Origin of the sequence: Rheinheimera sp. KL1 (assembly GCF_001275035.1) — a bacterium.
Classification (GTDB): Bacteria; Pseudomonadota; Gammaproteobacteria; order Enterobacterales; family Alteromonadaceae; genus Pararheinheimera; species Pararheinheimera tangshanensis.
In genome coordinates, this window is the sequence record NZ_LAMX01000015.1 from 93,428 (window position 1) to 117,470 (window position 24,043).

The following is a 24,043-nucleotide window of genomic DNA, read 5'->3' on the forward strand; positions in this document are numbered from 1 at the left end:
TAACATCAGATAAGTGCAACCTTTCGGTCAGGTGCTCTGTGGGATAATAACCACAGAGTAGCCCTGAAGGAAACACCCCTTGAACACCCTATCTGTCTTGAATCTGAAACACGCCATTTTCGCCTTTTTTGTCTTAGTCACCCTAGCGTCCTGTACAAAACCAGAGGCCGAAAAAGTGATGCTGCAAGGTAAAACTATGGGGACAACTTACCATGTTTCCTATGTAGCTCAGCCAGGGATGCCAGATCAGCAGCAGGTACAAGCTCAGATTGAGCAAGTGTTAAAAGAGGTGAACCAGGTAGCCTCTACGTATATCAAGGATTCTGAGTTGTCGTTATTTAATCTGAGTCATTCCACTGCGCCGCGCGAAGCGTCAGACATGCTGCGATTCTTATTTGGCGAAGGGATCCGATTGGCTCAAATGACAAATGGTTATCTGGATATAACGGTAGGTCCTTTGGTTAATCTCTGGGGCTTTGGCCCTACGCACAGGCCAGAGAAAGTGCCGGATAATGTTGCTATCGCTCTGGCCAGAACACAAACAGGAGTGCAGTATTTACAGCTGGAGGGTAGTACTGTTCGTAAAACTAAACCGGAACTTTATGTCGATTTATCCACTATCGCCAAAGGTTATGGCGTTGATTTGGTGGCACAGGTACTTGAGCAGCTGGGGATCCACAACTTTCTGGCTGAAATTGGCGGCGAAATCCGTATTAAGGGTACTTCACTGGAAGGCAAAGACTGGACTGTTGGTTTGGAAAAACCCGTGGCTGAGGGTCGTGTGTTACAGCGACTGCTCCGGCCAAAAGACAATGCTGTGGCTACCTCAGGCGATTACCGCATTTTCTTTGAAGAAAATAACCAGCGCTATTCTCATTTAATCGATCCTAAAACAGGCAAACCTATTACCCATATGATGCTGTCTTCTACTGTCATTTATCCGTCCTGTATGACGGCTGATGGACTCTCCACTGCTTTTATGGTGATGGGCGTTGAAAAAGCGTTAGCACTTGCCAATCAACAGCAAATAGCTGCTTTGTTTATTGTTAAAAACCAAGAAGGCGAATTCGAAGAACTCTACTCACAAGCCTTTGAAGCCTATTTATAACCCCGATTTGAACGCTTGAGTTAGCGCAGGGTTTAAGGCTATGATGATAACAATTCTTATCGAGGGCTTTATGCCAAAACTCATTCTTCGTTTTGTGTTGTTAATGCTGATTATGCTTAATCACGCCGTTTCGGCCTGTGAAAGCATTGTTATGCATTTACCAGCGGAGGATCACCCGTTTTCTGTGCTGGACAGTTCTAGTCACACACAACATCAGCATTGTTCTGTTGAAGAGAGCGAAGATGAAGCTGCAGAGCACAAGGATGGCCATCATCAAACTCACGCCCATGTTGCCTGCTATATAGCCGAACTTTATTCAGTATCTGCAGCTCCTGTGGTGCATAAATCATCAGGCATAGCTCAGTATGCTTTAATTACCACCACGTACAGCCCGCCAGTACCGCCGCCTAATCCGTCACTATTGCTTTAAAAGTTATATTTTCAATTTTATTTCAATAACTTACTGGATTTAGTCATGACTATAAAAATCAGCCATGCGGCTCGTATGCTGCTGGCTTTATGCTTGCTATGGGGTATTCCTGCCCTGGCGACCGAACTTAGCCTTGCGCAAGCGCTACAACGTACCTTAACGCATAACCCCGGCTTGCAATTGTATCCCTATCAGCAGCGGATCAACGACGCCGCTGCTATTAGCGCCGGGGTACGGCCTAATCCTGAACTGCAAGTGGAACTGGCGGATGTGCTGGGCACGGGCGACAGCAGTGGTGTGAAAAGTGCCGAGCTGACCTTAAGCCTGAGTCAATTGATTGAACTGGGTGATAAACGCCAGAAGCGGCTTGAACTGACTCAGTGGCAAAGTGAGCTGACAGAACGACAATACCAGCTGGATAAAGTCGATGCGCTGGCGGCAACCATGCGAAGCTTTTTGCAGCTATTGCATCAACAGGCGCTGCTGAACTGGGCAGAGCAAAAAATTGCCATGGAGCAACAGGCTCTGAACCTTGCCAAAGAGCGAGCACAAGCGGGCAATGTCAAAGACGCAGATCTTAGCCGCCTGGAGCTTAAAGTGCTGCAAAGCCGGATGGAGCATAAAAGTCTGTCCGCGACAAAACAGCTGAACTTGCGTCTGTTGGCCAGTCATTGGGCTGACCAGCCTGACTTTGACGCCGTCTCAGGTGATTTAACTCTGCTGCCGGCTTTGCCTGCGCTCGCGGATGTGCTGACGCAACTGCAACAAGCCCCAGAGTTGCAATGGTGGCTAACGCAGCAGCGGGTGTTGGAGAGTCAGTTACAACTGGCCAAAGCTCTGGGACAGGCAGATTTAACCCTTGGCGCAGGAATTCGCCGCAATCAGCAAACTAACGATAACGCTGTGGTGCTGCAGCTCAGCCTGCCGCTGCAACTGGAAAACCCGCAGCAGGGGACTTTGCTCGCCACTCAAGCCGCAACAGAACAAGCCCAGCTGCAGCAACAACAGACGATGCAGCAACTGCAATTACAAACAGAGCACAGCTATCTGCAATTGACGCAATTGAGTGAACAAATCAAGGATTACCAGAAAGCCGTGCTGCCACTATCACAACAAGTACTAGAGCAGATAGCGGCGGGTTACCAGCTAGGGATATTTGATATGACGGATCTACTCTCAGCGCAGCAGGAGATCCTGCTGGCCAAACGCCACCTGATTGACCTGCACTACGCTCTGCATTTGCAGCTATTAGAGCTGGAACGCCTGACCGGCTTACCTATGGTGGTGAATGCGCCGCAGGCTTTACTTCAACAGCGCAGCGCTTCCTCTCTCCCTGCACAACAGGAGCTTACTCAATGAATATGTCAGTATTTTTCTCCATGCTATACCTGAGCCTCACACTGGTCATCAGCCCGGCCGCCTTTGCCAGTGGTGAACATCATGATGACGAAGCGGAGCATGCGCACAGCGAAGCGGCCAAAGGGCCACATGGTGGGCGTTTATTGACTCAAGATGACTTTGCTGTAGAAGTCACTATTTATGAAACCGAAGTAGAGCCAGAATTCCGGCTGTATTTGTACAAAAACGGCGAGCCTGTCAAAACCACAGCACTGAAACTACAAGTCAGGTTACAGCGTTTAGGCGAACCGGCAGAGCTTGTCCAATTCAGTCCAGAACTGGATTACTGGCTGGGTGATACCGTGGTGCGGGAACCTCATTCCTTTGCCGTGCAAGTCGACGCCAGTTATCAGGGCAAAAACTACCAATGGCAGTATGACTCCTTTGAGGGCCGTACTACCTTATCAGCGCGGTCAGTGGAAAAAGCCGGCATAGAGCTGGAACAAACCCGGCCTGGCCAAATCCACACTCAGTTGCATTTGTTTGGGGTAGTTGCCCCTGTACCAGAGCAACAGGTTCAGGTGGGTGCTGCTTATGCCGGGATTGTACAGCAGATTGCGGTTAAAGTCGGTGATAAGGTAACTAAAGGCCAGTTGGTGGCCAGTGTTCAAAATCCCAACAGCTTAAAAAACTACGCTATTTTTGCGCCTCTATCCGGTGAAGTCACGGCCAGCTATGTCAGTGTGGGGAGCAAAGTTGCAGAGCAGCCTCTACTCGAAATCAGCGACTTTTCATCGGTTTATGTCGAAATGTCGGCTTTTCCTTCGGATACAGAACAGCTCAAGTTAGGGCAACAATTTTTAGTGCAGGATTTGCATGGTCACCAAGCTGCAGTCAGCCAAATCAGCTACATAGCGCCACAAATGACGGGCGGTCATATAGCCCGCGCCCGTGGTGTTTTAACCAATCCTGACGGCCATTGGCGGCCTGGAATGCATGTGAAAACCGATGTGACAGTAGCGACAGTGGATGTGCCTTTGGTGATCAAAAAATCAGCCCTGCAGTTATGGAATGATAAGACGGTGATTTTTATCAAGGTTGGGGATGTGTTTGAGATCCGCATGCCTGAAATTGGCCGAAGCGATGACACTCAGGTCGAAGTGCTATCCGGTGTACCGCTGGGGGTTGAATACGCCACCACTCACAGTTTTATCCTCAAAGCCGACGTGATGAAGTCTGGCGCCAGCCATGATCACTAAGGACTTGTCATGATAAACAGCTTATTAAAAACAGCGCTGGCAAGGCCTGTGCTCATCATGCTGCTGACCTTGTTATTAGCAGCAGCAGGGCTTTGGCAGGCCATGAAGCTGCCGGTGGATGCTGTGCCTGATATCACCAATGTGCAGGTACAAATCAATACTGCTGCCGAAGGTTTTTCGCCGCAGGAAACCGAGCAGCGTATTACCTATGCCATTGAAACAGCGATGGCGGGCTTACCCGGATTGGAGTACACCCGTTCCTTATCCCGTTATGGTTTGTCGCAAGTCACAGTGGTTTTTACCGAAGGCACAGATATTTACTGGGCCAGACAACAAGTGGCGGAGCGGCTGCAAAACGTCAGAAACGAACTGCCAGCCGATATAGATCCAGAAATGGGGCCCATAGTCTCAGGCCTTGGCGAGATTTTTTCCTATACAGTGAAGGTTTTGCCTGATGCGAAAAAAGCCGATGGTTCCGCTTACAACCCTGAGGATTTGCGCACTATTCAAGACTGGGTGATCCGGCCACAACTGCTGAAGGTGCCGGGTGTGACAGAAATTAACACCATAGGCGGTTATCTCCGCGAATATCAGGTCTCTCCTGATTTAGTCAAGTTACTGGCCTTTAAACTGACGCTGGATGATTTGGCCCAAGCGCTGGAACAAAACAACAGCAATGTGGGTGCTGGTTATATTGAACGCAATGGCGAACAGTGGCTGATCCGGTCACCAGGCCAGCTGAAATCGCTGGAAGACATCAGCCAACTGGTGATCGCCAAACGCGACGACGGCCCGGTTCGGGTGAAAGATGTGGCCGCTGTCGCTATAGGCAAACAACTGCGTACTGGCGCGGCCACTCAGGATGGTAACGAAGTCGTACTGGGCACAGTGATGATGCTGGTCGGGCAAAACAGCCGCACCGTATCGCAGCAAGTAGCAGCCCGGCTGGATGAAATCAACTTACGTTTACCTTCTGGCGTGGTCGCAGAAGCCAATTACAACCGCACGACCTTAGTGGATAAAACCATCAAAACAGTGGAAACCAACCTGCTCGAAGGCGCTGTGTTGGTGGTGGTGATCCTGTTTTTGTTTCTTGGCAATGTGCGTGCTGCGTTGTTAACGGCTTTAGTGATCCCACTGAGTATGCTGTTTGCCATCAGCGGCATGGCGGCGAATAAAATGAGTGGCAACCTGATGAGTTTGGGCGCCATCGACTTTGGCCTGATTGTCGATGGCTCCGTCATAGTGGTTGAAAACTGCTTACGTCAGCTAGGTTTAGCTCAGCATCAACAAGGCCGCTTACTGACGCTAAAAGAACGTTCTGCCGTGGTGCTCCGGGCAACCAGAGAAGTGATGACCCCAGCTATGTTTGGTGTCTTTATTATCATGCTGGTGTATCTGCCGATTTTTGCCTTAAGTGGGGTTGAGGGCAAAATGTTCCAGCCTATGGCCTTTACCGTGATCGCGGCTTTGTTAGGCGCTTTGGTTTTGGCTATTACCTTTGTTCCGGCCGCTATTGCCTTGTTTGTCAGTGGTAAAGTGTCGGAAAAAGAAAATGCCCTGATGTCGGCGTTACGCCGCAGCTATCAGCCTCTGTTGGCCTGGTCGATCAAAATGCCGCTGTTGGTGTCTGGCCTGGCGATACTGCTGCTATTCAGTGCTTTATGGTCGGCCAGTAAAATGGGCTCGGAGTTTTTGCCTCAACTGGATGAGGGCGATATCGCCATGCATGCCTTGCGGATCCCCGGTACCAGTCTGAGCCAGTCGGTGCATATGCAGCTGCAATTGGAAGCCGAGATAGCGACCTTGCCGGAAGTGGCGCGGGTGTTCTCAAAAATTGGCACGCCAGAAGTGGCGACCGATCCTATGCCGCCTAATGTTGCCGACACCTTTATCATTCTGAAAAACCAGCAGGACTGGCCCAATCCGGCCAAAACCCGTGCTGAATTTGACGAAGAACTGCGCCAGTTAGTGGAGCAAATTCCGGGTAATAAATACGAGTTTACCCAGCCGATCGAAATGCGTTTTAACGAGCTCATTGCTGGGGTGCGTACCGACGTTGCTGTGCGGGTCTATGGTGATGATCTGGATACGCTAGCCGAAGTGGGTGAACAAGTCGCTGCTGTGCTTGCTGCAGTGCCGGGCGCTGAAGATGCCCGGATGGAACAAGCCACAGGCTTACCTTTATTGTCGATAGAGCCGCAGCGGGATCATTTAGCTTTGGTCGGCATGGACGTGGCGCAAATGCAGCAGTTAATCCAAACCGCTATCGGCGGACGGCAGGTTGGGTTGATGTACGAAGGCGATAAACGCTTCAAGCTGATGCTGCGTTTACCGGAAGAGTTACGGCAAGACCCGGCGGCTTTGGCGCGTATTCCTGTCACTTTGCCTTTGGATGACTCGCCTGAACTAAGGTATGTGCCGCTGGGTGAAATTGCCACCATTAAGGAAATTACCGGCCCCAATCAAATCAACAGGGAAAGCGGTAAACGTAATGTGGTGGTGACTGCGAATGTCACAGACCGCGACCTGGGCAGTTTTATCGTCGAAGTGCAGCAACGTATGCAGCAATTGCCTCTGCCGGAGGGATACTGGCTGGATTATGGCGGTACGTTCAAGCAGTTACAGTCAGCAACAGAGCGTTTAAGCATAGTGGTGCCTCTGACTTTGTTGCTGATTATTGGCCTTTTGTATGGTGCACTGAACTCAGTGCGGGACACTTTGGTGGTCTTTAGCGGTATACCGCTGGCGCTGACTGGTGGTGTCTTTGCGCTGCTGCTGCGCGATATGCCGTTGTCTATCTCAGCCGCTATTGGCTTTATTGCTTTATCAGGTATAGCGGTACTCAACGGCATAGTGCTGGTCAGTTTTATTCGCCAGTTGCGTGAGCAGGGCATGGAGTTGTTGGCTGCATTGGAGCAAGGCGCATTGTCGCGGTTAAGGCCTGTCATGATGACCGCTTTGGTCGCCAGTTTGGGTTTTGTGCCTATGGCCTTTAATACTGGCACAGGCGCTGAAATTCAGCGGCCTTTAGCGACAGTAGTCATAGGCGGTATTATCAGCTCCACCTTATTAACCTTGCTGGTGCTGCCGGCTTTGTACCGGCTGGCGAATTTCAGAAAAGCTTAAACAGAACATCAATCCCAGTACATCAACAAAGCAGGGACTTTTGACTAAAGTCCCTGCTTTCTTTATCGCTTAGCTTTACTAAATTACAGCTTAGTCACGTCCGATTTGCTGACATTACAGCTGGCGCTGTTCCAGTATTCTTTATCTTTTACCGATTTACCCTGACCTTTTTTCACACCGGTATAGTGTTCACAGACCGGCGGTTTGCCTGCTGCATAGTCTTTAATTTTCAGATTACGGATAGTCGCCACATCTTTGTAGTTGCTGTTAACCCCGGCAATACTGCCAATTTTGCCGTTAATGGTCACACCTGAAATCGTCAGATAACGTGGGCCACCATTGTCAGTGCAGTCTCCGCACGAACGCCATAACTTACCGTTTTCGCCGGTTAGCGTGAAGTTACCTGTCAGCACTGTGGTACTGTTTTTTGAGTTCTGCTGAAACACTTTATCGGGTTTACCTCCGGGGCCATTGGCACTGTTAAAAGCCATACCGCCTTTGACTGTCATCGTCTTGCCATTATTAGTGGCAGCATCTTCACAGATATCCTCCCAGACGACGTTTTCAATGGTGCAATTGCCGCTACTGCAATGAATGCCATCAGCGCCGCCGCTGGCTGAAATACGCAGATTTTTCACTGTTGCGTTCTTCAGCGTGATCACAGGTTTTTGACCTTCAGCATCGCTGGCACAACTACTGCCCACAGTGATACCGCCGCAATCTATAGTCTCGTTTTCAAAGGTAGCTCCCGCTTTACAACGACTGGCATTGGCGATAGTCGCAAAAGGCTGAAAGCTCAGTGCTGGTAATGTGGCGGATAAGTTTGAAATATGTTCCTGACCATCGGCATCTATTACTTTAAGCCAGTACCAATAATCCTGCTCAGGTTCAAAGCTGCTGTCCTGTGCTACTTGCTGGTAAGGGTCTAATATGGCAATACGTTCAGCCTGTTCAAACACACTGCTGGTGCTGCGGTAAATTTCCTGTCGGGCCACAGTTTTGACGTCGGTAGACCAACTCAGGTAAGTAGTGTTGGCTTTTTTAGTCAACATCAGTGTGGTGTTTGGCTCGCTTTGCGCTGTAACAGACAGCGACAAAGGCAATAATAGGGCACAGGATAATACTTTGATCGAATGGCGTAGTAAGTTCATAGAACCTCCGGTTGTTGTGTTCCTTGTCACATTAGTGCAGTTGTTTACAATAAATAAACTTATTTGCAACCAAAATGCTCTTGTTTCCATGAGTGAAACTTTTGGCTGAAAAAGTTGTAACTCTGACGGGAGATCTTTGACTGACCTGACTTTTTTCTCCAAATCTTCTGTTTAGCGTTAAGATATAAGAACTATTTAACTGCATCACAAAAGCAGATGCGGGGTCTCGGCGCTGAATTGTGCTCTGCTTTTACGGAAGTCTTTATGCAACAATGGTTTAATGCATCCTTACAGCGAAAGATCAGTGGTTTACTGGTGGTGCTGCTGTCGTTTTTATTTGTCGTCATTCTTTACTCCATTTATAAACTCAAGCTGATTGATGCCGAGATGCATGAGGTAGCGGAAATTGACGTGCCGCTGACCGAGATGGTCAGTGAGCTTGAAATGATGCAGTTAAAGCAACATTTGTTGATTGAGCAATTTCGTTTAAGAGGCGATCAGCCAAAATGGCGTTAGAACCAGAGCAGGCTTTTGCAGCGCAGCGCGATGGATTGAGGCTGATACTATCGAAAGCCGAGCTGGTGCTGACCAAAAGTTTGCAGCAACATCAGGTGCGTTTTGCAGCAGTCGAGCATCAATAGATTCTGGCTAGTATTGAACAGTATCATCAGCAAAGTGACAGCTTTGAACAACAGCTGAAGTTGGCTTTACAGCAAGGACATACTGCAGAGGAGCAATGGCTGAAGTTTGATAAAGAAGCGGCCAATTTAGATCAAAGCATCGTGGCTATATTACGGCAGATGGAAAAGCTAACGCTCGAAGCCAGTCGTTATACCGATAAGCATGAAAATGAATTTATGTTGGTTAACACAGGACTAGGGCTTTGTGCCTTTGTTATAGGTTTGTACCTGACCTTTTATATTTTGCAGATATTTCGCCAGCGTATTGGTCGTATTCAGGCCGAAATTAAAAATGTGCATCAATCCATTGAACAGGGAGAACCTATTGCCAGCCCTGTATTCCATGAGCCACAGCATCGAGATGAACTGACGGAACTTGAACACGATTTAAAAATGATGGTGCAGCGTTTATCTGTAGAGATCAGTAACAGGCAGGAAATAGAGCAACAACTGATGGCGCTGGCGACACGAGATAAATTAACCGGCGCTTATAACCGACACAAATGGGATGAGCAGTTAAGTATGGAGCTCAGTCTGGCTGAGCGGGGCAGCGTATTTAGCATTGCGCTTCTGGACGTCGATTTTTTTAAAAAGGTCAACGATCAGTTTGGTCACCATGCAGGCGACAAAGTGTTGCAATCATTAACCGAACACATCAGTAGGCGTTTGCGTAAAACTGATAGCTTGTTTCGTTTAGGTGGTGAGGAGTTTGTGATTTTGTTACCGCAACAAAAAGCTGAAGCGGCCTGCCAGTTGGCCGAAATGCTCAGGCAACATATCGCCTGTCTGGATGAGCCTGATTTGCCAAAATTTACCGTCAGTTTTGGGGTCACCCAATATCAGCCGCAGGACGATGAAGATTCTATTCTGAAAAGGGCCGATCATGCTTTGTATCAGGCCAAGGACATGGGACGGAACAGGGTGCAGTTGGGTTAAAGATCAGCGCTTTCAGCAGTTTCTTTAGGGAGAGCAATAAGTGGTCAAACTCAAGCTTTAAGTATGGGTAATCGCAGGAGAATTGCTTTGTTTACAGGAAGAACATATTACTTTTTAGCGCTGTTGCTGTGCTGTTGCTGCGCCAGCGCTGCTATCCATGTGACATCGCAGCTGGAGTTTCATCATTACGATCATGAGACGGTACAGCTGTTTAATAAAGGCACTTATCAGTCTATTAACACTGAAACTAACTATCTTTTATTTCAACACTTTTCGACCCCGGTCACAGTTCTGGAATTTCCTCTGGCTCGTACCGAGTATATGATGAATAGCGGAGCGTCCATTTGTACCATGGACAGGGTCAAGAACAACGACAGAGATGCTAAATATTTATTTTCCAAGCCTGTGAATTTCTATCTGGGCTACCGCTTATTTCAGTTGGCTGAGCTGCCAGCTGTTTCACCACAGCTGCTCACTCGTAAAGGGGAAGTGCGGAGCATAGTGCAAGTGCTGTTATCTATGCCAAAAGCAAAATTATTGGTGCCTGAGTATTTCTCTTTTGGTGATATTTTGGATCAGCAGTTGCACCAATTGCCTGAACACCAGCTGCTAAAATTTTCAACTACGCACTACCATAGTAATTTTCTGGGCATGTTTGGTTCGAAAAGAGCAGAGTTTGTCATTGCTTATCCGACCGAAATGAGCATTTTTATGAACAACAAACCAGGGCTGAAAATACGTAGCTACGGTATCGCAGATTCACCAGAGTTAATTACCGGACATATGATGTGCACAGACACCGCCAGGAACAGACTCTTTATCCAGGCAGTCGACAAGGTTTTAACTGTGCTGTATCGGGAAAAGAGCTTCTTATTGGCTCATACCCGTTATCTGGACGAGCAGAGTGCGAAGCACATCAGCCAGCTTATTCGTCAGTATGCGGCTGAGCAGTGATTACGCTATAGCTTCAGCTGAAAAGCCTGAACTGAGTTACCGAAAAATGTCGGGATATACAAGGTTTTAGTCGCCTGATCCCAGCCAATATCTGCTGTATTCAGTTTTAAGGCTCTGGTATCGAGCAACTCTGTTATCTTGCCATCAGCGGATACGTAATAGACTAAACCTGCCCAACAACTGACAATAAAATCCCCATTGCCAACAGGCTCTAAACCATCCGCTCTCTCTGCGAATCCCACCGCTACTGGTGTAATGGCTTTGTTAGGATCCGCTAAATCGACTTTCAGCAGCTTATCGCCTGCTGCAATATACAGCTGTTCATCTACAACTTTTAAACCGTTGGCTGCAGCTACGTGCTCCAGCCAGATGCTGATCTCATTTTGCTCCAGCTTATAAATCCGGTTTTTTCGGGTGTCAGAAATATAAAGCCTACCTTGTTTATCTGCAGTTACATCATTTAAAAACACCGCGTCCGGAGCTGTAATTTTCTGCAATATTTTTGCTGAAGCTATATCCACGACCACCACTTCAGTTAAATCAGCGATATAAAGTTTGTTCTGAAACACAGCCATGCCTTTCGGGGCATTTAAGCCACGCAACCAATCTTTGTTCCGGACACTGCCGTCAGTATTTAAAACGGCGATACCGCCCATGCCATCTGCTGCGCTGCCCTGGCCATCAATTTCTGATACAAACAACAAGCGGTCAGTATTTCCGTTAGTTTGCTGCTGATACCAAAGCACAGATTCTGGCACCCGTAAATCTTTGCTGTGCCATAAGGCTGTTAATCCGGGCTCTGAAGAAATTATTTCCTCAGAGAACGCTACTGGAGTCATTAAGGCTGATAACGCAAAAAAAATCAGAGGGATAGAGCCTTTCATTGTTATGGTCCGGTTCATCAATGCAATGGTACTACCATACCCAGAGTGGTGTAAAAAGGCCAATATGGAATAATAAAGTGCAGAAAAACGCAGAACTCTGTTTCAGATATGGAATTCTAAGCCGGGCCGGTGCAACACCATGCCCGACCTTATTCTCTAGCTGATCTGAATGGTTTTATAGGCCAACAAAGAGCCGTCAGAGTTTTGCTGATAATCAAACAAAAATTCATCGTAGCTACTGCCAAAGACGGTGTCGCGACTAGTGCTTAATGTGGTGTCCTGAATACCGCGGCTGCTGTAGTCGGCATGAGTGGTACAAATTTCTGCAGTAAAGGCATCAGGGAAACAAAACTGCGATACCACTTCATCGTTATTGTTATTGCGTACTCTGAAGTGAATATGAATAGTGCGGCCTGAGTACCAACCAGGGAAGCAGGATTTAAAATTGACTCTGCCGCTGCTGTCGGTAATTTGTGTGCCTCTGAACCATTTGGAACGCAAGGCTTCGCTTTCATTGCCAGTACAAAAGGAGCTGGAAAAACCGCTGCTGTCGCTGCTGCCACTGGTATCTCCCGAATAAATACCTTCAACATCACAATGCCATACTTCTACTTCCAGTCCGGACAGCGGATTACAACTGGTATCTATAACTCTTAAACATAGCTGCATAGGCAAGCCAGTTTGTTCTTCAGAAATATCATCCAGCGTATCTGCTGTGAAGTAACAAGGGCCTTCGGTTAAGTTTTTGGTTAAAGCGACTGTACAGGCTGTGCCGAGCGTAAACAGGCTGTCGTCCGGGAAATTTGCTGTCATAGCGGCAGTACCTCCACTGGCCCAACTGGTGCTGCTGCCTGTTGAACCCCCAGTTGAACCACCGCTATCAGAGGAACCTGTGTCGTTGCTGGCTGTTTCAGTGCTGTCAGAGTCACCACCACAAGCCACTAAACCAATTAAAGGAATACTGGCCAGGCCTAGTCCAAGCTGTTTAATAAAACGTCGTCTGGACGGGTTCTTTGATACTGCATTCTTCATGGCGGTCTGCTCCTCTGCTTTTGAGTTCATGGACTATGACGGCGCTGGGTAGAGCAGGGTTCAGAGATAAACTTAACTTTACCTTTGCAGATAAAAGCTAACATTTCCTGATGGGGATAAAGCAGGAGTATAGAAAACCAGCTTGATGCCTGAAAGCTCTTAGGTTAAGGTTTTTCTTTTATTTACAATAAGGTAACTCATGGATTGTGTTAGAAATACGGCAGTTTTTGCAGTGGCAGTGGCCCTTTGTACTGCTGCATTACCTTTTGGTCTTAAGGCGGCTGAACCACAAGTAGTGCTGCCTGCGACAGCTCAGGGCTGGGCTGAACTTGCGTTGCAGGATATTGAAGCGGCTTATCAAATTACAGCTGAAAACCATCCGGGTATGGCTGATGCGCAGAATCCAAACTTTCACCGTCAGTTGTTGCACGCCAAAACCAATGCGCTGCTGCTGGTGCCGCAAGTGAACAGTGTCTATGGTTACGAAGCTGTGATTGACCGTTTCAGTGCCAGTTTACAGGATGGTCATGCTGGTGCTTTTGCTGTGTTACCCGACTCAGTGAAACCTATAAGACGCTGGCCTGGATTTAATGCCGTATGGCGTGGAAACGCCTTGTGGGTGTATCACAGCGAACAGTCCGGTGTGGTTGCAGGAATGCAAATTGTCTCCTGTGATGGCAAGCCAGTGGAACAACTGATGAAAGACAGGGTTTTTGCTTATGCAGGCCAGGTGGGGCAGCCTGGGCACTGGTGGTCTTATGGCAGCAGATTGATGCTGGACGATGGTAATCCGTTTAATCAGCCTTTAAAGCACTGCCAGTTTGTAAAAGCCGATCATCAAGTGGTTGAAGTCAGATTAAACTGGGCGGACCGCCCTGGATCGGCCATGCAGCACGTAGAAGCCGCTTACAACGGCGACACGCTGCCTATAGGTTTAAGCTGGCAGCAGAAGGATATAGCCTGGATTGCGATGCCAACTTTTAGTCCTGAACCGGACGAAATCAAACAGTATGAAAGCTTGTTCATAAGCCTTGAGCAACAGAGGCCAGCTTTGCTGGAAGCTAAAGCCATAGTGCTGGACTTGCGCCATAATCAGGGAGGTTCTTCTTACTGGAGCAGACAGATCGCAGAGCTTTTATGGGGCAAAGAGCGGGTAGAACCGCTGCGCACTGCCTTGTTCGGCCGCACTGAAGTCTGGTGGTTTGCGTCCCGTGGCAATACCGACTACGTGAAATCTTTATACGATGTACTGAAAGAGCAAGGCCAAACAGAATCATTACCCTGGATACAAGCTGTAGGGCAGGGCATGCAAAAGTCGCTGGATTCTGGTAAGGCATTTTACGTTGAAGGGGATGGGAACAACACTGATGAGACACCAGCTCAAGCGGCGCAGCCTGTTGTTCTGCCTGCTCTGCAGACCCCTGTTTATGTCATTATGCCAGGCCAGTGTGCCAGTGCTTGTCTGGATGCGGTGGATGTATTTACCTTATTTGAAAATACTAAGCTTGCTGGCGCAACCAGCAGTGCGGATTCCACTTATATGGACGTCAGGGTTCAGCCCGTATCTTCAGGTTTAGCTAAGGTGATTATTCCAAACAAGGTGTATGTCAACAGACCCAGAGCCAATGGTCAGTATTATACTCCGGCTTTAGCTCATAACGAGTTGGACTGGTCGACACAGGCGCTGTTAAAGAAAATAGCGGCAGATGTAAAAGATTAATATTTTCTGCTGCTTCACCTGAGGATTTTAGGTGGGCTACTAAAGCAACTTCTGCCAGTAGCCCACATCGCGCCACTGCTCAAACTTAAAGCCAACTTGTTGAAAGTGGCCGCATTTTTCAAAGCCAAACTTTTCATGTAGCGCTACGCTTTTGTCATTCGGCAAAGTGATACCGCCAATGACCAGATGCAAACCTAAAGCTTTAAGCTCAGTCAGTAACTGCTGATACAACTGACTGCCAATGCCACGAGCTGTTATGCCATCTTTAACATACACAGTGCTTTCTGCTGAAAATCGATAGGCCGAGCGTACCCGCCACTTGGTCGCATAGGCATAACCCAGCACTTCACTGTTTTGCTCCAGTACCAACCAGGGCAAGCCATCTGCTTTTACCTGCTCAATGCGTTCAGCCATTTGTGAAGTGCTAACAGCCTGCTCTTCAAAAGTGATGACGGTATTGAGCACATAGTGGTTATAAATGGCTGCAATAGCTGCAGCATCGGCTTGGGTTGCCTGGCGGATCATCGGTATCTCCATTAAATACACTGTTTTGGCTGCTTCAGATACAACAATGCCAGTCATGAGACTGGCATTGCAACATAGCCTTCGTACTTGAAGCTGCAGCTTTGTTGACTATGGCGCTCACCTCAGTCGCATAGTGGCCTATGCTCCTGAGGATTCGCTTACTTGTCGTCGCGCTGCAACTCCAATTACTTTGGCTATGGCGTCAAGGTCTTACAGCTATTCCGCTATCAAACCATAATCGCGGCCTAACACCTCAATTATTTCGGCTTTAGGATTAGCTGCTAACTCAATTTTACGGCCTGTAACTTTTTCCGCTATGCCAAGGTAAGTGCGTGAAATATCCATCATTACGTCAGTTGGCAAAGCGTTGTCGCGGGCCAGCGCTGCGCGCTCTGGCATCCGGTCTTTGTTCAATAAAATATCCGGATCAGGGAAGTTGCTCAAAAGCCACTGACGGAAGCCTTCTTTTGATTGCTCGACAATGCTGCCGTTGCGCCAGCTGGCGCCATCCCAAATCCGTGAGCTGTCAGGTGTGCCCACTTCGTCCATATAAATCAGTTTGCTTTGGCCATTGGCGTCGTTGACATAACCAAATTCAAACTTGGTATCGACGAACATCTGATCCAGTGCAGCCAGAGCGTCGCTTATCACGCCAAAACCTTGTTTTAACAGAGTTTCATAAAGGCTAATATCAGATAACTGTTCAAAACCAAAAGCAGCGCTATGACGTTCAATATCAGCGCGGGAAATGTTTACATCGTCTGCTTCCGGTACACCTTCCAGGCCAGTCAAAATACCCTTGGTGGACGGAGTAATTAAAATCTCTGGCAGTTTTTGATCTTTTTGCAGGCCTTCAGGCAGGGTAATACCACAGAATTCACGTTCGCCTTTGCTGTAAGCTCGCCACATAGAGCCGGTAATGTACTGACGGGCTATGGCTTCAATTTTCAGCGGACGGGCTTTTTGTACTATCCACACCAGAGGGTGCGGAATATCCAGAATATGGCTGTCAGCCAGGCCATGTTGTTTAAACAAAGCAAACCAGTGATTCGATATAGCGTTTAAGGCCGCACCTTTGCCAGGCACACCATTTAAACCATTTTCGCCATGCCAGATGCAGTCAAAAGCACTGATGCGGTCGCTGATCACCATAATGGCCAGCGGCGTGTCTGCTGCTACAGGGTAATTTTTTTCCCGGATCAACCGCGCGCTGTCAGCTGCAGTCAGCCAATACACACTGCGAACTTTACCTGAATGAACAGGTAAATCTGTACGAATAGGCAAGTCGTCATTGACCGCCAGGACCTGAGTTGCAAGAGTCATCTTCACTTCTTCTGTGGCTGAAAAAAGGCGCGGTGGAGTTTAACAGAAAGTCTGGGTGAACTGAATCGGCGCTTTGATGGCTTTGTGGGTAAAATAACGGCTATAGCTCGAAGAAATACTTCAGAGGTTCCATCTGTTGATGCAGTATTCTGATGACAAAAATATCTTTTGCACGTTTTCGGTAAAAAATGGCGTGCCGTTGGTGATCATGCCGACGCACCCCAACGGCTATTTCCGGGCAGTCATGGCCCATAAGTGGAGAACTGTACAGAAGGTTAAAGGTGTTTTCCAGTTGGCTGGTGTATAGGTCTGCCTGACGAACACCAAAGTTAAGCAATGTATATTCGTAGATAGCCGTGAAATCTTCCACAGCAAGCTTAGACAGTTTATACATTGTGTTTCCGTTTTAGCTCTGCGGCTATGTCTTGCAGACTCAGATCACTTTCTCCGCTCTTCTCACCAGCTTCAATAGCATTTCTCAGTGCCGTTATCTGATTTTCTTGCTGTTCCAGCAAGCGCAAGGCTGACCGCACAACTTCACTAGTTGAACCATATCGCCCGGATTCGATCAGTTTTCCTACAAAATCATCCAGTTGAGAACCTATAGTAATGCTCGTTGTTCTGGCCATAAATAACTACTGCTGTGTTAATAGATAACACTAGCCTAGCATCGCCAAGGGCTTGCTTCAAGTGAGGATTTTTATTCCTGAATATGATGAAAGGATGGTCGCCTGAATTATTCAAAATAAATGCGTTCGTGGTTATTCCGCTATTTTTTGTTGGGGTAGGCAGCAAACTTACACGAACGCATAAATAACCTGGCGTTACAGTGTTAACTCCAGACCCAACACCACAGTGCAAGGCATTAAAAGGCCCTGCCACAGAAAAGTCAGATCAGCCGAAAACAGCTACTTACAGGACAAATGACTGTTTTGTATATCTTTTTTTTACCATACTAAAGGAGTAATTTGTCTGGCCATATTCTATGGCTGTATTTGCCCGCGCATTGTCCCGGACCAGATCAATGCCATTTAAGCATGCACGACATGGAGTTTTTTATGCCTGCCAATGACGACGTCATCCAGAGAAACAATGTTCAGATAATAGGCTCTGGTCAGCAGGTGATGTTGATGGCGCATGGTTTTGGTTGTAACCAACTGATGTGGCGTTTTCTAACCCCAGAGCTGAGCAGTCACTACAAAATAGTGCTGTTTGATTATGTGGGGTCGGGGGGCTCTAACCTTGCTGCGTATTCCAGACAAAAGTACGCCGATCTGGAAGGGTATGCCCAGGACATCGTCGATATCTGCACCAGGCTGGATTTACGCAATGTAGTGCTGGTTGGCCATTCAGTCAGCAGTATGATTAGCTTAATTGCCGCCCGACAAATTCCAGAGCGCATTCACAGTCTGGTGATGGTCTGCCCGTCGCCTTGTTTTTTGAATCATCCACCAGATTATCTGGGTGGTTTTAATCAGAGCGATTTAACAGAGCTGATTGATCTGATGGATAAAAACTATATCGGCTGGGCGCAGTATCTTGCACCTTTAGTCGCTGGTAATGCCGAGACAGACTTTGTTGCTCGGGAGCTCAGTGAAAGCTTTTGCAGCACCAATCCTATTACCGCCAAAAATTTTGCCAAGGCGACTTTTTTCTCCGACTACCGTGCTTTATTGCCACTGAATACTCACCCTGTGTTGTTGCTGCAAAGCCAAACCGACGCTCTGGCCTCTTTGTTTATTGGCCAATACATGCAAAAACACCTGCCACACAGTCAGTTACAGGTGGTACAGGCAAAAGGCCATTGTTTACATATGACGCATCCAAAGCAGGTTGCAGAGCATATTCAACACTTCATGCAGTCCTTACAACAAGGTAAAAGCGCAGTATGAAGACTGAATTTGCCTTGGACGATTTCCCTGCTGGTTTAGTGGTCACTACCTTGGATGATCGCGAAATTCTGTTTGCGAACCGGTATTTCTATCAAATCAGTCAGCAACAACCTCAAACTGGTGCCCGTATTGGTTTAGTTTTTACTGCGGCGTCTAAAATTATTATCGAAAGTTTTGTCATGCCTATGCTGCTGCATCAGGGCTATTGCACCGAAATTCAGTTAAGCCTTCAGATGACGGCTGCTGAGCCTTTGCCAGTGCTGGTGAATGCCCGTGTTGTTGAAGGTGAGCGCAAATTGCTTTACTGGGTAATCAGCACAGCACAACAGCGCGATAGCTTGTATCAGGAACTGGTGAACCTGCGAAATGATTTAGAACAGCGCGCCGAAAAGCTGGAGGTTTTGTCACAAACCGACGAACTGACAGGTTTGCTGAACCGCAGAGCTTTTGTTTCCAGAGCTACGACTCTGCTCAAACAGGGGCTACGTCATAAAATGTCCTATGCCTTCTTTATGATCGACATAGACAACTTTAAACAAATCAACGACCAGCATGGCCACGATGTTGGCGACGAAGTACTGCATAAAGTGGGGCAGCTGCTTGCGAAAAACAGCAGAGAGAACGACGTTCTGGCCCGGATTGGCGGCGAAGAGTTTGCTATTATCACGCTGAATCAAAGCCATGAATCCCCCATCCTCTTTGCCGAAAGAGTACTGACGCTACTTCGGGCTGAAAAAATACAGGGTATCAACGTAACCGTCAGCGTTGGTCTGGCTGTTTCAGCCAAAGCCAGTTTTGAGCAGCTATACAAAGGCGCAGATATTCTGTTGTACGAAGCAAAAAACCAGGGCCGCAACAGGCTGGTGTGGCGGGATATTGATGGGGAGTGACCACGCTGGATCAGTCATCTGATTTTGGGGCTTGGCTTTCAGTAACAGCTTTGTAATAGTGGCTTTATTCTGACGTCAGCCATAGACAAGGATCCAAGCTTAGGCATGAGCAGTACTATCGATATTTATCATCAGGTCGCTGAAGGTTTTGCCAGTCAATACAATGCATTAAAGCCTGAAGAGGTGCATCAAAGCTGGCGCAGTTTCTGGCCCGCAGCCGATGCTCTGGTGCTGGATATTGGTGCAGGCAGCGGCCGCGATGCACGCTGGCTGGCGCAACAAGGCTGTGAAGTGTTTGCGGTGGAACCTGCCAAAGCTTTACGTGAGTTAGGGCTGCAACTGACGGGGACTTTAGATGGTGCCCAACACAAAGCAGTGCACTGGCTGGATGACCGCTTGCCGGAGCTAAAAACTGTGCTGCAACTGGGGTTAAAGTTTGACCTGATTTTAGTCAGTGCCGTTTGGATGCACCTGACTCCAGCCGAACAACAGCGTAGTTTTCGTAAATTATCTAATCTGTTAAAAGCCGGAGGCCGCTTAGTCATCAGCCTGCGCCACGGCAATTTTACCGATGGCCGCGCGGCTTATCCTGTCGATATTCACAGCATAGAGCAGTTGTGCGTACAGCATGCGCTTGAGTTGACTTACCAGCAACAAAGCGCTGATGGGATGGGGCGTGAAGATGTGCAGTGGCAGACTGTGGTTTGTACTTTGCCGGACGATGGCAGCGGCAGCTTAAGCCAGGTGCGGCATATCATTTTAAATTCGTCCAAATCCTCTACTTACAAACTGGCGCTGCTACGAACTTTGGTGCGTATTGCCGATGCGCATCCGGGCGCAGTGCTCGATAGCAGCAGTCAGCAAATTATCTTGCCTGTCGGCTCAGTGGTGCTGTATTGGATCAGGCAATTTAAGCGCTTACTCGATGGCTATAACCTGCAACAAAACTCAGATCCGGCCAAGCGGTTAGGGTTTCAAAAAGCCGATGGCTGGGATTCACTAACGCATTTAACCGCAGACGATTTTGCCATAGGCGCTCTATTTACCGGCCCTGATGCCAAAGCGCTGCAAAAGTTGTTTAGTCATTGCATCGACACTATTCAGCAAGGCCCTGTCACTTTTATCTACCAGAAAACAGTGGATAATCCGCTGTTTGCGATAGAGAAAAAACGCCGTGTGATAACTGATTCTGTGCTGATCGACAAGGATTTCCTCGCTAGCTTTGGCCATTTTGTGATTCATCAGGACAAACTCTGGCACTGCTTGCGCCACTACGGCTGCTGGATTGAGCCTTTATTAACCCGGCAATGGGTGGATGAAATGGCCAAATATCAGTTGAATAAAGCACAGGCGCTGCCGCTTGAAACCTACTATTTAAGCCTGCAATGGCTGGAACAAAAACGCGAAACTGCAGCAGTGCGCGACAAAGTAACCAAGCTGCAACAACAAGGCGAGCAAGTGCTGTCGGTTTGGAGTGGCAGCACACTGAAGCAATTCGATATAGATCACTGCCTGCCGTTTTCCTACTGGCCCAATAACGATCAGTGGAATTTATTGCCCTGCACAGCGACAGAAAACCGCAGCAAAAGCGATCGCCTGCCAGGCCGTGATTTACTGCACCACAGCCGTGGCCGCATTAATAACTGGTGGCAACAAGCTAACAGCACGACAGCCGAACAACGCCGCTTTTTCACCGAAGCAAACTTATCTTTGCCGGGTTTAAGCAATCAAAACCACGACTTTGAACAAGTATTCGAGGCCTTACAGTTTTTGGTATTTGGGGTAAAACAGCGGTTGCAGGTGGGGGAGTGGCTGCTATAGCCAAAGTGTATGGATTGATTTTCGGGATTGAAATTCAGGCGTTTCTGTTATAGGTTCTCTTTGAATCATGGATGTTGTGGTAAATCAGGATGATTGTAAAAGACAAATTGCAAAAAGCCGCCGCTGGCATGCGTCAGAAAGCTGGAGATCAGCAAGAACAGGATGTAGCTTTTTACCTGCGTCGTGCTTTTAAAGACGAAGACAGGGTGAGAGTGTTTCATGACCTGCAGCTGTGTTACGACGGCGAATTCGCCCAAATTGATCACCTTATTGTCTATACCTTCGGTTTTATTGTGATTGAATCTAAAAGCATTAAAGGCGAAGTGCGTGTGAATGCGCAGGCCGAATGGTCACGCAGCTATCGCCAGCAATGGCAGGGGATGCCATCTCCTATCAAACAAGCTCAACTGCAACTTAGAGTATTGCAGGAAGTGCTTACCAATAACGATAAAAAGATACTAGGCCGCATTCTGGGTATTCAACAAGGTTTAGGTGGCCGTTGTTATCACGTGCTTTGCGCTATTTCCAGCAACGCTATTATCGATCGCTCCAAAGCGCCAAAAGATGTAGCAACTAAACTTGTTAAAACCGAGTTTATCGCTGATGCGCTAAAAGACCTAATGCGTTTGCCAAAACTCCTGCCCACAGCTTTACGTGTGTTTGATACCAGACCAGCTTTTAACTCTGAGGAACTCGACTCCATTTGCAGTTTTCTGCTCACTGAACACCTGAAATTAAGGCCGGAAGAACAAGATCTGGTGCGCACAGTTCAGCCACAGCCTAAAAGCGCCACTAAAGAGGTTGATGTCCAGACTGTGGATCTATGGCAAGTAAAAGATAAAACGAAGTCTAACCCGGCAGAACCAATTAAAACTGCTGCAAGCCACACCGAACCTTTGGTCAACGGTTTATGTAAACACAGCCAAAGCTGGGATCAATTGTCGGTGCATGCAGGCCGCTATGGTTACTATTTGAAATGCCATATTTGCAGCAAAAACACAGCACTAAAACAGCCCTGTACTCAATGTCATAGCCAGTTTACCAAAGTACATAAAGACGCGGATAAGTATCTGGTCGGTTGTGAAAGTTGTGGTTACAGTTGGCGGGTGTTGTAAGGTGGCTTTGTGCAAAAATCTCTTGACTCTCACGCTACGTTATACCGCAACCTGCCAATCGTTGAAGTGCCGGATCAGATCAGACAGCATAATGACTGAATGACGTCATTAACGTGTGTTTCTAAAAGCGTTTATCTTCAAAAATATGAACAGCACATTACCGATTGTATTTAACAAACATAGGGTTATAGTTGGTTCGATGATTTATAGCGCAAAGGATAGCAGCGATGTCTTTAAAATCCTATTCGTGGGAAGTCCGTAATGAGATATGTGCGGTTAAAACTGTAGATAAAACGCTGTTGCTCGAGGGAAGCACAGGCATCCCAATGGATGTTGTGCCGTTTTTTACAGGTCAATTGCTTGATGAGCAGCAAGAGAAAACTCTGGAATTTAGTATTTCAGGAACACTATTTTCCTGCACGTTATCCAAGAAGCAGGGGCGACATAGGTTGTTCCTCGCCCAAATCAAGCATCAGTTTGCTAAGTTTGGGGTTCAGATTGGCGACTTACTGTTTTTTGAGCGCGATCTCTCGGTTCAGGACCGCTTTCACATAGCTATTTTGGATCAACAAAATGAAGCTGTGATTTCGCCTTTGTCATATCGCAAAGTAGGTGAGGATAGGGCTCGTTATGGCAAAACTCGGGTTGGTCACGAGTTTTTCAGTGAGCAGGTAAGGCTAGCTCATGACTATCGTTGTTGCCTTTCAGGCATTGACGATACTCAGCCAAGTATCCTGATAGCCAGTCATATAAAGCCTTGGTCAAAATCAAACGGCGAAGAAAAGCTGGATGTGTACAACGGCCTGTTACTGGCGCCACATTACGACAAGTTGTTTGACCAAGGATTTATCTCATTCTCTGGTAGCGGTGCGCTTATGCTGTCCACTGAGTTGTCTGAGCATCTTGTAGAGGATTGGAAGCTAGAAGGGAAAAAGCTGCACAGGGTTCATCCAAAGACTGCTGGCTATTTGGAGTTTCATCGCGACTTTTATGGGTTCTGAATCGCTGCTATTTGCGGCTTAAGTTATGCCTTCGCGTACTCTGAAAATACCTCCTACCACAAATTTAAAACCGCGCAACTTTTGGTTCGTGCAGATTTTGTTTTTCAGATGTGTTTTTAGGCTAAAAAATAGCCGTAAAACAGGAGCTGAAAACTGATCATTTAGGATTCGAAATCTGCACGAACCATTTGTTGCGCGAATATTTTTCTGTGAAATTATAGGGGTCACCTAAAACGTAACAGGAGGTAAAGGTGACAATTTTTAAGTTCACATTTGAAGTAAGTCTAAAGGCAAGCATCAAAAAATTGCGAGGGCAAAACGCCGCAGTAAATAAATCTGAAAAGGAGGGATTGAGCAAAGATCTTGAGGGCGATTCTGGAGTGAACACCAGAGATAAGACAGAAAGTATCGAATCTTCGATTCCCACTGACAGATATTTAAGCAGGCTAAAATCCTGGCGTCGGACCGTAAACGGATCACTTGCTAACTTGTTAACCCATTTGAGCTCTTTGAGTGCCCAGCTAGATCGTTTGATTAAGCAATTTGCTACCGTGGTGACCATCGTTGTTTTATTGGTAGATATTACTGGAGGCTCTTTGCTTGGTTGTTCTCCAGAGGAAATTATGCAATGGCTGAATTCCCTGCCAGACGCAAATCGGTAGCTCTATAGTAATCTCAACCCGCTTCGGCGGGTTTTTACAAATGACAAAACCATCCAAAGGAGTATCCATTACTCACATCAGAGCATTCTGCTTTCATCATCAAATGATGCATTTCGTCTTAAATCACCCAGATAATCTCTGTTTTGCTGTTTTATCGACCTAAAGGTGCTGCTCCTGCTACACTCTTGGAAAC

23 protein-coding genes are annotated in these 24,043 nt (G+C 47.4%); 16 read left to right on the plus strand and 7 right to left on the minus strand.

What is annotated here, in order from left to right; genetic code table 11:
• The first annotated feature begins 79 nt into the window (after nucleotides 1-79).
• From WH43_RS07825 to WH43_RS07845, 5 genes are read left to right on the plus strand one after another with little or no spacing between them, the layout of a single operon-like run.
• Nucleotides 80-1,108 (plus strand): FAD:protein FMN transferase, encoded by a 1,029-nt coding sequence (locus WH43_RS07825; RefSeq protein WP_286049569.1) that lies wholly within the window; start codon nucleotides 80-82, stop codon nucleotides 1,106-1,108.
• A gap of 40 nt (nucleotides 1,109-1,148) precedes the next feature.
• Entirely contained in the window at nucleotides 1,149-1,538 is a 390-nt protein-coding gene (locus tag WH43_RS07830) for a hypothetical protein (RefSeq protein ID WP_053424076.1), read from the plus strand.
• 45 nt (nucleotides 1,539-1,583) lie between these two features.
• Entirely contained in the window at nucleotides 1,584-2,897 is a 1,314-nt protein-coding gene (locus WH43_RS07835) for a TolC family protein (RefSeq protein ID WP_053424077.1), read from the plus strand.
• Entirely contained in the window at nucleotides 2,894-4,135 is a 1,242-nt protein-coding gene (locus WH43_RS07840) for an efflux RND transporter periplasmic adaptor subunit (RefSeq protein WP_053424078.1), read from the plus strand. The genes WH43_RS07835 and WH43_RS07840 overlap by 4 nt, the downstream gene beginning before the upstream one ends.
• 9 nt (nucleotides 4,136-4,144) lie before the next feature.
• Entirely contained in the window at nucleotides 4,145-7,264 is a 3,120-nt protein-coding gene (locus tag WH43_RS07845; protein WP_053424079.1) for an efflux RND transporter permease subunit, read from the plus strand.
• Nucleotides 7,265-7,347: 83 nt separating this feature from the next.
• Here the strand turns inward: WH43_RS07845 and WH43_RS07850 are convergent, their stop codons facing one another.
• A complete protein-coding gene (locus WH43_RS07850; protein WP_053424080.1) occupies nucleotides 7,348-8,415 on the minus strand; it encodes a pectate lyase in 1,068 nt (355 codons plus the stop codon).
• A 264-nt stretch (nucleotides 8,416-8,679) separates the two neighbouring features.
• Between WH43_RS07850 and WH43_RS20485 the strand changes: the two genes are divergently transcribed.
• The 4 genes from WH43_RS20485 (at nucleotide 8,680) to WH43_RS07860 (ending at nucleotide 10,985) form a co-directional block, all read left to right on the plus strand.
• Nucleotides 8,680-8,931: a hypothetical protein gene (locus WH43_RS20485; RefSeq protein ID WP_286049570.1), complete on the plus strand. Its 252-nt coding sequence runs from the start codon at nucleotides 8,680-8,682 to the stop codon at nucleotides 8,929-8,931.
• Complete coding sequence (locus WH43_RS20490) at nucleotides 8,922-9,056, plus strand: hypothetical protein (protein WP_286049571.1); 135 nt, start codon at nucleotides 8,922-8,924, stop codon at nucleotides 9,054-9,056. Before WH43_RS20485 ends, WH43_RS20490 begins: the two co-directional genes overlap by 10 nt.
• A gap of 60 nt (nucleotides 9,057-9,116) precedes the next feature.
• The gene (locus tag WH43_RS07855) at nucleotides 9,117-10,031 is read left to right on the plus strand and encodes a GGDEF domain-containing protein (protein WP_286049572.1); all 915 of its coding nucleotides are present in this window, start codon (nucleotides 9,117-9,119) and stop codon (nucleotides 10,029-10,031) included.
• Nucleotides 10,032-10,118: 87 nt separating this feature from the next.
• Nucleotides 10,119-10,985 carry a hypothetical protein gene (locus tag WH43_RS07860; protein ID WP_053424081.1) on the plus strand — a complete coding sequence of 289 codons (867 nt, stop codon included), beginning with the start codon at nucleotides 10,119-10,121 and terminating at the stop codon, nucleotides 10,983-10,985.
• Nucleotides 10,986-10,990: 5 nt separating this feature from the next.
• Here WH43_RS07860 and WH43_RS07865 read toward each other — a convergent pair whose 3' ends face one another.
• Nucleotides 10,991-11,869: an SMP-30/gluconolactonase/LRE family protein gene (locus WH43_RS07865; protein ID WP_053424082.1), complete on the minus strand. Its 879-nt coding sequence runs from the start codon at nucleotides 11,867-11,869 to the stop codon at nucleotides 10,991-10,993.
• Nucleotides 11,870-12,025: 156 nt separating this feature from the next.
• Entirely contained in the window at nucleotides 12,026-12,901 is an 876-nt protein-coding gene (locus tag WH43_RS07870; protein ID WP_053424101.1) for a dioxygenase family protein, read from the minus strand.
• 199 nt (nucleotides 12,902-13,100) lie between these two features.
• On the opposite strand from WH43_RS07870, the gene WH43_RS07875 reads away from it, so the two are divergent.
• A complete protein-coding gene (locus WH43_RS07875; RefSeq protein ID WP_053424083.1) occupies nucleotides 13,101-14,621 on the plus strand; it encodes a S41 family peptidase in 1,521 nt (506 codons plus the stop codon).
• A gap of 39 nt (nucleotides 14,622-14,660) precedes the next feature.
• On the opposite strand, the gene WH43_RS07880 is transcribed toward WH43_RS07875, so the two are convergent.
• The 4 genes from WH43_RS07880 to WH43_RS07895 all read right to left on the minus strand — a co-directional run bounded on the left by WH43_RS07880 (nucleotide 14,661) and on the right by WH43_RS07895 (nucleotide 17,098).
• Entirely contained in the window at nucleotides 14,661-15,146 is a 486-nt protein-coding gene (locus WH43_RS07880) for an arsinothricin resistance N-acetyltransferase ArsN1 family B (protein ID WP_053424102.1), read from the minus strand.
• Between the two features lie 216 nt (nucleotides 15,147-15,362).
• Nucleotides 15,363-16,469, minus strand: coding sequence for a phosphoribosylaminoimidazolesuccinocarboxamide synthase (locus WH43_RS07885; protein ID WP_053424084.1), 1,107 nt, complete (start codon nucleotides 16,467-16,469; stop codon nucleotides 15,363-15,365).
• Nucleotides 16,470-16,569: 100 nt separating this feature from the next.
• On the minus strand, nucleotides 16,570-16,863 hold the full coding sequence (locus tag WH43_RS07890; protein ID WP_053424085.1) for a type II toxin-antitoxin system RelE/ParE family toxin: 294 nt from the start codon (nucleotides 16,861-16,863) through the stop codon (nucleotides 16,570-16,572).
• A complete protein-coding gene (locus WH43_RS07895) occupies nucleotides 16,856-17,098 on the minus strand; it encodes a type II toxin-antitoxin system ParD family antitoxin (protein ID WP_053424086.1) in 243 nt (80 codons plus the stop codon). Before WH43_RS07895 ends, WH43_RS07890 begins: the two co-directional genes overlap by 8 nt.
• A 429-nt stretch (nucleotides 17,099-17,527) precedes the next feature.
• Between WH43_RS07895 and WH43_RS07900 the strand changes: the two genes are divergently transcribed.
• The 6 genes from WH43_RS07900 to WH43_RS07925 all read left to right on the plus strand — a co-directional run bounded on the left by WH43_RS07900 (nucleotide 17,528) and on the right by WH43_RS07925 (nucleotide 23,850).
• Nucleotides 17,528-18,361 carry an alpha/beta fold hydrolase gene (locus tag WH43_RS07900; RefSeq protein WP_053424103.1) on the plus strand — a complete coding sequence of 278 codons (834 nt, stop codon included), beginning with the start codon at nucleotides 17,528-17,530 and terminating at the stop codon, nucleotides 18,359-18,361.
• Complete coding sequence (locus tag WH43_RS07905; RefSeq protein WP_053424087.1) at nucleotides 18,358-19,251, plus strand: diguanylate cyclase; 894 nt, start codon at nucleotides 18,358-18,360, stop codon at nucleotides 19,249-19,251. Before WH43_RS07900 ends, WH43_RS07905 begins: the two co-directional genes overlap by 4 nt.
• Nucleotides 19,252-19,356: 105 nt before the next feature.
• On the plus strand, nucleotides 19,357-21,072 hold the full coding sequence (locus WH43_RS07910; RefSeq protein WP_053424088.1) for a class I SAM-dependent methyltransferase: 1,716 nt from the start codon (nucleotides 19,357-19,359) through the stop codon (nucleotides 21,070-21,072).
• Between the two features lie 89 nt (nucleotides 21,073-21,161).
• Nucleotides 21,162-22,187 carry a nuclease-related domain-containing protein gene (locus WH43_RS07915; RefSeq protein WP_053424089.1) on the plus strand — a complete coding sequence of 342 codons (1,026 nt, stop codon included), beginning with the start codon at nucleotides 21,162-21,164 and terminating at the stop codon, nucleotides 22,185-22,187.
• A gap of 227 nt (nucleotides 22,188-22,414) precedes the next feature.
• Nucleotides 22,415-23,188 carry an HNH endonuclease gene (locus WH43_RS07920; RefSeq protein WP_053424090.1) on the plus strand — a complete coding sequence of 258 codons (774 nt, stop codon included), beginning with the start codon at nucleotides 22,415-22,417 and terminating at the stop codon, nucleotides 23,186-23,188.
• A gap of 251 nt (nucleotides 23,189-23,439) precedes the next feature.
• A complete protein-coding gene (locus WH43_RS07925) occupies nucleotides 23,440-23,850 on the plus strand; it encodes a hypothetical protein (protein WP_053424091.1) in 411 nt (136 codons plus the stop codon).
• Nucleotides 23,851-24,043 lie beyond the last annotated feature (193 nt).